The organism is Streptomyces sp. NPDC001156, assembly GCF_053598275.1.
On sequence record NZ_JBSFJX010000030.1, the window covers coordinates 23,256 to 30,639 of the forward strand.

The 7,384-nt window shown below is 70.0% G+C and carries 5 protein-coding genes, 1 tRNA gene and 1 pseudogene; 2 read left to right on the top strand and 5 right to left on the bottom strand.

Going from position 1 to position 7,384, the window contains the following annotated elements:
• Nucleotides 1-21 precede the first annotated feature (21 nt).
• Nucleotides 22-1,170, bottom strand: coding sequence for a dihydrofolate reductase family protein (locus ACWDA7_RS17335; RefSeq protein ID WP_450605155.1), 1,149 nt, complete (start codon nt 1,168-1,170; stop codon nt 22-24).
• 112 nt (nt 1,171-1,282) lie between these two features.
• On the opposite strand from ACWDA7_RS17335, the gene ACWDA7_RS17340 reads away from it, so the two are divergent.
• Nucleotides 1,283-1,792: a MarR family winged helix-turn-helix transcriptional regulator gene (locus tag ACWDA7_RS17340; RefSeq protein WP_360999119.1), complete on the top strand. Its 510-nt coding sequence runs from the start codon at nt 1,283-1,285 to the stop codon at nt 1,790-1,792.
• Nucleotides 1,793-2,015: 223 nt separating this feature from the next.
• Nucleotides 2,016-2,693 (top strand): GTP cyclohydrolase II RibA, encoded by a 678-nt coding sequence (locus tag ACWDA7_RS17345; protein WP_433131634.1) that lies wholly within the window; start codon nt 2,016-2,018, stop codon nt 2,691-2,693.
• Nucleotides 2,694-2,916: 223 nt separating this feature from the next.
• Here the strand turns inward: ACWDA7_RS17345 and ACWDA7_RS17350 are convergent.
• From ACWDA7_RS17350 to ACWDA7_RS17365, 4 genes and pseudogenes are all read right to left on the bottom strand, one after another.
• Nucleotides 2,917-2,989 (bottom strand) — tRNA-Lys (locus tag ACWDA7_RS17350).
• A 118-nt stretch (nt 2,990-3,107) separates the two neighbouring features.
• Nucleotides 3,108-4,616 (bottom strand): amino acid permease, encoded by a 1,509-nt coding sequence (locus tag ACWDA7_RS17355; RefSeq protein ID WP_450605156.1) that lies wholly within the window; start codon nt 4,614-4,616, stop codon nt 3,108-3,110.
• A gap of 118 nt (nt 4,617-4,734) precedes the next feature.
• Nucleotides 4,735-6,864 carry an FG-GAP-like repeat-containing protein gene (locus tag ACWDA7_RS17360; RefSeq protein ID WP_450605157.1) on the bottom strand — a complete coding sequence of 710 codons (2,130 nt, stop codon included), beginning with the start codon at nt 6,862-6,864 and terminating at the stop codon, nt 4,735-4,737.
• 249 nt (nt 6,865-7,113) lie between these two features.
• Nucleotides 7,114-7,384 (bottom strand): annotated as a pseudogene (locus ACWDA7_RS17365) (DEAD/DEAH box helicase); the annotation flags it as partial.

Here is a 7,384-nt window from a genome sequence, read left to right on the forward strand (position 1 = left end):
CACGCAGTCGTGGCGGGCGTCTCAGGGGCGGGTCGAGGGGGACAGCAGATGCGCGTTCGGGGCCTTCGCCAGGTCCTCGTACTGCGGCAGGAGCACCACGTCCGCCCCGGCCTCCGTCAGCACGGCGTTCCCGTCGGCCGCCTGCACGAACGTGTCCGGCTCGCGCCAGGCGGTGACCACGCGCCGCACCCCGGCGTCCAGGATCAGCCGGGCGCACGGCGCGGGCCGGGAGGCGCGGCGGGCGCACGGTTCCAGGCTGCTGTACACCGTGGCGCCCGCGAGCCGCGGATCGGCGGGGTCCAGCTTCGCCAGGGCCGACTCCTCGGCGTGGACCACGGGGTCGCCGCCCTCGCGAGAGTGCCCACGCGCCAGCTCCGTACCGTCGGCCGCGACGACCACCGCCCCCACGCTGAAGGCCGTGCGGGACGGTGGGCACTGCGCGGCGAGCTCGCAGGCCGTCTCGAGCCAGCGCCGGTCCGCGGCGGAGGCGAGCGCGCCGGCGCCGGGCGCCGTGGGCACGTACCGCAGCAGCACGACGTCCCCGACCGGCCGCGTCTCCACCAGCCGCATCCGCCCCGGCGGGTAGGCGCCCGGCCCGAACATCCGCGGTGCGCCCGGTTCGCCCACGAACAGCGGAGCGACGACGAGCTGCAACTCATCCGCGAGACCCTGCCGGAGCAGCTGGGTGTGCACGCGCCCGCCGCCTTCGACCATCAGCCGCCGTACGCCCTTGACGTCCCCGAGGTGGGCGAGGACCGCGCGCCAGTTCACGTCCGGACCCAGAGCGACCACCTCCACGTCCGCCGGCAGCGATCCACGCAGCCGCTCGGCGCCCGAGTCCGTCGTGTAGACGGCCTTCTCGCCGCCCGTGTGCCAGAAGAGGGCATCCGGGTCCAGGGCGCCGGACGCGCTCACCGTGACCTTCAGCGGGTACTCCGGCAGCCCTGCGGCGACCCGGGCCGCGCGCCGTTCGTCGGAGTAGACCAGCAGCCGCGGGTTGTCCGTGCGCAGCGTGCCCGCGCCGACGAGTATCGCGTCGCTGGCCGCCCGCACCTCGTCGACCCGGTCGAAGTCCTCCGGTCCGGACAGCAGGAGCCGCTGGGGGCCGGTGTCGTCCAGGAAGCCGTCAAGGGAGACGGCCGCGGACAACAGGACGTAGGGGTGGGCCATGGACTGCGCTCCGGTGGTCGGGATCCGGTGGTTCCGGGTCGAGGGTCGAGGTCCGGCGGGACCGGGGTCGGGATGTGTGGTTCAACTTTTAAACAATAACTACACTGGCGGCATGACGACCCGCTGGCTCACCCCCGAGGAGATGCGCGCCTGGCGTGCGTACCTCGCCGCGTCGTGGCTCCTGGAGGACACGATCGACCGGCAACTCCAACAGGAGGCCGGCATGCCGCACCTGTACTACTCCGTCCTGGCCAACCTCTCCGACGCACCCGGCCACCAGATGCGGATGACCGACCTCGCCGAGACGCTGAAGATCACACGCAGCCGGCTGACCTACGCGGTCACCCGCCTCGAGAAGGACGGCTCGGTCCGCAGGGAGGGTTGCCCCACGGACAAGCGCGGCAGCACCGCGGTCCTGACGGACGCCGGCATGGCTCTCCTGGAGCGTACGGCGCCGGGCCACGTCGAGACGGTACGGGCAGCCGTGTTCGACCAGCTCACGCCCGAGCAGGTGGCACAGCTGGAGGCGATCTGCACCCGGATCACCGACACGCTCCAGGGCGACGACGAGCAGTCGCCGTGCGGCGGAGTGCCCTGGCGCCGGCGTTCGTCCACGGCGTGAAGCCCGGCCACTCGCCGAGGCGGTGAATCACCGGTCCGAAGGCCCACGGGCCTGGAGTCACGGATCCGAGCAGGTCTGGAGCATGGCCGGCCTCGCAGGCCCGAAACAGGTTGCTTGAATTTTGAAGCACGACTAGAGTCTGCCGACGAGGTTGTGCTTCAAATCTGAAGCATGCGGTGCACTCTCCGCACCCGACCCGCAGGACCGGAGAAGGACGACAGACATGCGCGAGCTTGGCGAAGGCACCGTCCCCAGCGACAGCAGCAACCCGACCGACGTCCCCGCCGCCACGGTGCGCACCCGCGTGACGGTCCCGCTGCGCTTCGGCGACGGTTACACGGTCACCGCCGACCTCGTCACCTTCCACGGCCTCGTCGACGGCCTGGAACACGTGGCCGTGATCCTCGGCAAGCCCCCGGCCGACCGTCCCCCGCTGGTGCGGCTGCACTCCGAGTGCCTGACCGGCGACGTCTTCGGCTCGGCGCGCTGCGACTGCGGCCCCCAGCTGCGCGAGGCCGTGGAGCGCATCGCCGACCAGGGCGGCATCCTGCTCTACCTCCGCCAGGAGGGCCGCGGCATCGGCCTGTACAACAAGCTCGACGCCTACGCCCTCCAGGACCAGGGCCTGGACACCTACGAGGCCAACGCCGCGCTCGGTCTGCCGGAGGACGCCCGCGACTACACGGCCGCCGCGCAGATGCTCCGCGCCCTCGGCGTCGACGCCCTGGACCTGCTCTCCAACAACCCCGACAAGGCGGCCCAGCTGCGCTCCCACGGCCTCACGGTCACCCACCACGTCCCGACGGGTGTCTTCACCACGGCGCACAACGTCCGCTACCTCCGCGCGAAGGTGGTGCACACCCAGCACACCCTGCCCCTCACGGAGCTGACCGCGGGCTGACGCCAGCGCCATGAGCCCGCGTCGGGGTCGATACGCCCACCGGGTGGGCCGAGTTCATGCACGTGCCGTCGAACGAGTCGAACAGGCTCGTGCGGGCCGCGTACGGCAGGGAGCCCGACGGCCGTCCGCCGTGCATGAGCGCCCGCGCCCAGCCGGGCAGCCCGAGACTCCGACAACGGCCGAGCCCCCAGCTCTGAATGTCTCTGAGCTGGGGGCTCTTGGGTAGGCCCTGTGGGACTCGAACCCACAACCAATGGATTAAAAGTCCACTGCTCTGCCAATTGAGCTAAGGGCCCACGCGATGTTGCCTCCCTGAGCATAGCCGGAAGAGGCCGGGACTCCGATCGGGTATCGGTGACCCGGCCACACCGGCGGCCGAGACCCTGCGGATGGCCCCGCCCGTCCGCCGCGTCCCTAGGGGTCCACCACCTCCACCGTTCCAGCCCTCGCCGCCTCCCGCGCGCGTGTGCGCTCGTGGTGCGGATTCAGGAACCAGTGCCGGGCCGACGCCAGCCACCAGGTCGCCGCGAAACCGAGCACCACCAGGACAGCCACCGGTGCGTAGTTGAAGGTCTCCCAGGTGACCGGGGAGACCTGCGGGAGCATGAAGAGAACCGTGATCACCCCGACCCACACCACCGAGATCACCCCGATCACCTGCGACCAGCGGCCCAGGTGCCACGGCCCGCGTTCGAACGCCTCGCCCTTGCGCACCCGCAGCAGGGTCGGGACGACGTAGGCGACGTACAGTCCGATCACGGCGATCGAGGTGACCGCCGCGTAGGCCGTGTAGTTGATCAGGTACGGCAGGCCGAGGGCCAGGGCACCCAGCGCGGCGAGCCACACGGCGGCCACAGGGGTGCGGGTGCGCGGGCTGACCGTGTGCCACACATGCGAGAACGGCAGCGCGCCGTCGCGCGAAAAGGCGTAGATCATACGGCTGTTGGCCGTCACCGACGCCATGCCGCAAAACAGCTGGGCCCCGACCACCACGAGGAGCAGCAGCTTGCCGGCGGTCGCGCCGAGAGCGTCCAGCAGGATCTGCGCGGGCGGCGCGCCGGTCGGTGAGGCGAGCTCCTTGTCGTACGACTGGATGGCGAAGGTGAAGCCGAGCAGCAGCACGAAGCCGGCGATCCAGGAGGTCCAGATGGACCGGACGATGCCCCTCGGACCCGCCGTCGACGCGTCGTGGGTCTCCTCCGTCATATGGGCGGAGGCGTCGTAGCCGGTGAAGGTGTACTGGGCCATCAGCAGACCCAGCAGGACGACGTAGACCCCGCTGCCCCAGCCCGTGTTGTTCACGAACTTGGTGAACACGAAGGACGCCGACTGGTGGTGGTCCGGTACGAACGCCAGGGCACCGACGATCACCGCGACGCCCAGCACGTGCCACCACACGCTGACGTTGTTGAGGAAGGCGACGATGCGCACGCCGAACGTGTTCAGCAGGCCGTGCAGGAACAGGATGGCCGCGAAGAGCAGAACCGTGCGGCCTGGGGTGATCTCGAAGCCGAACTGGAGATTGAGGTAGGCGCCGAGGAAGGACGCGGCCCCGAAGTCGATGCCCGCCGTCACCGCCACCTGGCCCAGCACGTTGAACCAGCCCGTGAACCAGGCCCAGGCCGCCGCCGAGCGCGGGGGCGCGAGGCGGTGGGCCCAGAAGTACAGGCCCGCGGAGGTCGGGTACGCCGAGCAGATTTCGGCCATGGACAGCCCGACGAACAGGGTCATCAGGCCGACGGCGACCCAGCCCCAGGTCATCACGGCCGGGCCGCCCGTGTTCATGCCGAACAGGTACAGGGTCAGACAGCCCGAGAGGACCGAGATGATCGTGAAGGAGACCGCGTAGTTGGAGAACGCCGACATGCGGCGGGCGAGGACCTGGGTGTAGCCGAGCTGGGCAAGCCGTTCCTCGTCGGACATGGTTGCGCCCGGTTTCGCTGAGGGATCACGTGCGCTGAAGGGCGAGGGAGATGTCATGCCCCCAGCAATGCCCATCCCGGGGGCGTGACATGCGTCACAGTGTGGCCGAAAAGTGGGGCTAGAAGATCCCCTTGTACTGCTGCCAGCCAGTGCCGATCTTCACCCGCGCCGCGAACGACCCGTTGCCGTAGCCGGACTGGCGGTAGAGGTTGCCTGCGGTGTCCCGGGCGACGATGTCCGCCTTGCCGTCGCCGGTGATGTCACCGACTCCGACCACGACGTTGTACGAGCTGCCCCAGTTGGTGAACAGCCGGACCCGGGTCGCGAAGGTGCCCTTGCCGGTGCCGTAGTAGTGGTACAGGACGTTGGACTTGTCCTGCGCGATCAGGTCGCCGATCCCGTCGCCATTGAGGTCACCGACACCGACGACCTTCTTGTACGTCTTCCAGTTGTCGTACAACTTCACGCGCGTGGACAGCTTTCCGGTGCTGGTGCCCTTGTACAGGTAGACCGCACCGGTCGAGGCGTTACGCGCGAGCAGGTCGGCCCGCCCGTCACCGCTGATGTCCCCCGGCGAGGTCAACACGTCGTACTGGTTCCAGCCAGTGCCGAGGGAGGTGTGGCTGCTCGACGGCGTGTACGGGTCGCCGCACTTGCCGGCGTAGCGGCGCAGTTCGCCGTTCGGCATGCGCACCAGCATCTCGGCGCAGCGGTCGGTACCCATGTCGCCGAACGGGACGGCAACGGTCCCGGCCGGCCAGCCGGATGCCGAACGCTTCCAGTCGAAGGTTCCCTTCCCCTCGGTGTAATGCAGCGTCAGGGCACCGTTGGAGCCAAGGGTGACGAGTTCGCCGTAGCTGTAGCCGCCCTGGTCGTGGAAAGCCTGCCGACCGCCGCTCAGCGCGATGGTGCCGCCCGAGGTGTACGTGCCCCCGCCGTCGGCGGCCGTGGCGGTCAGCGTCCAGGTGTACTTGCCGTTGTACGCGTACGTACCCGAGTCCGTCTTCCCGTTCCAGTCGACGTCGATGTCGGTGCCGCTACCGGTGAGAGTGCGCACGGTCCGGCCGATGGGGTCCTTCACCCTGAAGGTCCAGGTGGCCGGCTTGGTGAGCTGCCAGGTGCTCTTCCAGGAGTCGTCCTTGGCACTCGCCAGTTCGTCGTCCATCTCGGACTCCATCGCGGCGAGCGGCTGCGTCGGGACCCCACTCTGCACGATCCGGATCATCTGGTCCTGATCGACATAGGCGATGTCGCCGCCGAACTTGTCCACCGTCCAGGTCAGCCGTCGCTGGTCCGCGATGTTCCCCGCCGGGAGGTCGGCGACGGCGCGCGCGGGCGCGGCCGTACCGGAGTGGTAGTCCGTCAGCATGAGCTTGCCGGCGCTCCGGTCGTGCTGGACGAGGTAGCCGTCGCCGACGAGCACGGGGCCCGAGGGGACGGTGATGTCCTTCTTCGCCGTCCGGTCGTACACACCCGCGGCACCGGTGGGGCCGCAGTTCCAGTAGATCCAGCGGCCGATGACCTGGAGTTCCTTGACCGTGCACGGCGCGCCGGTGGAGACGGTCTGAACCGTCTTGCCCTTCTCCAGGTCGTACGCGGTGACCACACCGTTGCCCGAGCCGGGTGCCCACAGCGCTTGGCCCCAGAGGGAGGCGGCCGTGATGGAGCGCGTCAGCCGGACGGGGTGGTGGTAGTACCCCTGCACGGCGTCGACGTACTGCTTGCCGGTCGAGGTCGCCTGGTAGACGTAGTAGCGGCCGGTGGCGTCGACGAACCTCGCGCCGGTGACGACCGGTTCCGCCGCCCCGTTGGACGAGTTCTCGTCCAGGTCGATGTGGGCGGTCAGCTTGCCCGTGCCGTCGTCCATGAAGTAGCCGACGTACGAGTTGCCGAAGGAGCGCATCGGCACGCAGCCCGAGCCGTCCGCGTCGCACGGCACGCGCTGCGCATGGCTGCCGACGGCGAAGGTGCCGGCGTACCCGCGAGTGGTCCTCTGCAGCACCGTCGAGCCGTCGGCCGAAATCCGACGGCCGATCACGAACTGATCGCCGCTCGGGGTGTTCTCCACGGTGGTCAGGAAGCCGCCCGCGTAGTCGATGCCCCACACGCCGTCGGTCTGGACGGGTGTGGGAGAGGTGTCCGCGGCGACCGGTCCCGCGGTGGTCAGCGAGCTGGCGCCCAGAGCCGCCAGGCTCGCGAGAGTGAGGGCGATCCGGCCACGCCGGGTCGCCGAAGAGCGTGCGTTCACACGCCGAGCCAAGGGTCCCTCCCCAGGGAAGCGAGAACGGCATGGTGACCGGGGCCGTTCCCCCCGACCCGGTGCACGGCCGCGCGAATCCCCCCGGCCGCACCGCTCCATGCCAAGTCGAGGGATGTTAACAACCGCCTCACAGGTAAAGGAAGCGAAAAAGTGAACGTGTGTCGCGTCTCCCCGGAAACGCGGAAGGGCCCGCACGACCTGAGTCGTGCGGGCCCTCCGCCGGTCGGTGACCCGGCGTCAGCCGTTGCGCTTCCAGCGCGGCTTGTCGTCGCGGCGGCCGAAGGAGCCGGTGCCGCGGTGGTCGTCACGACGGCCGTACGGGCGGTCGTGGGTGCCGGAGCGGAAACCGGGCCGGTCGCCCTGGCGGTCGCGGTTGAACGGGCGGTCGCTGCTGCGGTGTCCGCCGCGGTCGTCGCGCCGGTCGAACGAACGCCGGTCGTTGTCCCGGCGGAAGCCGCCGCGGTCGTCACGCCGCTCGAACGAACGCTGGTCGTTGTCCCGGCGGTCG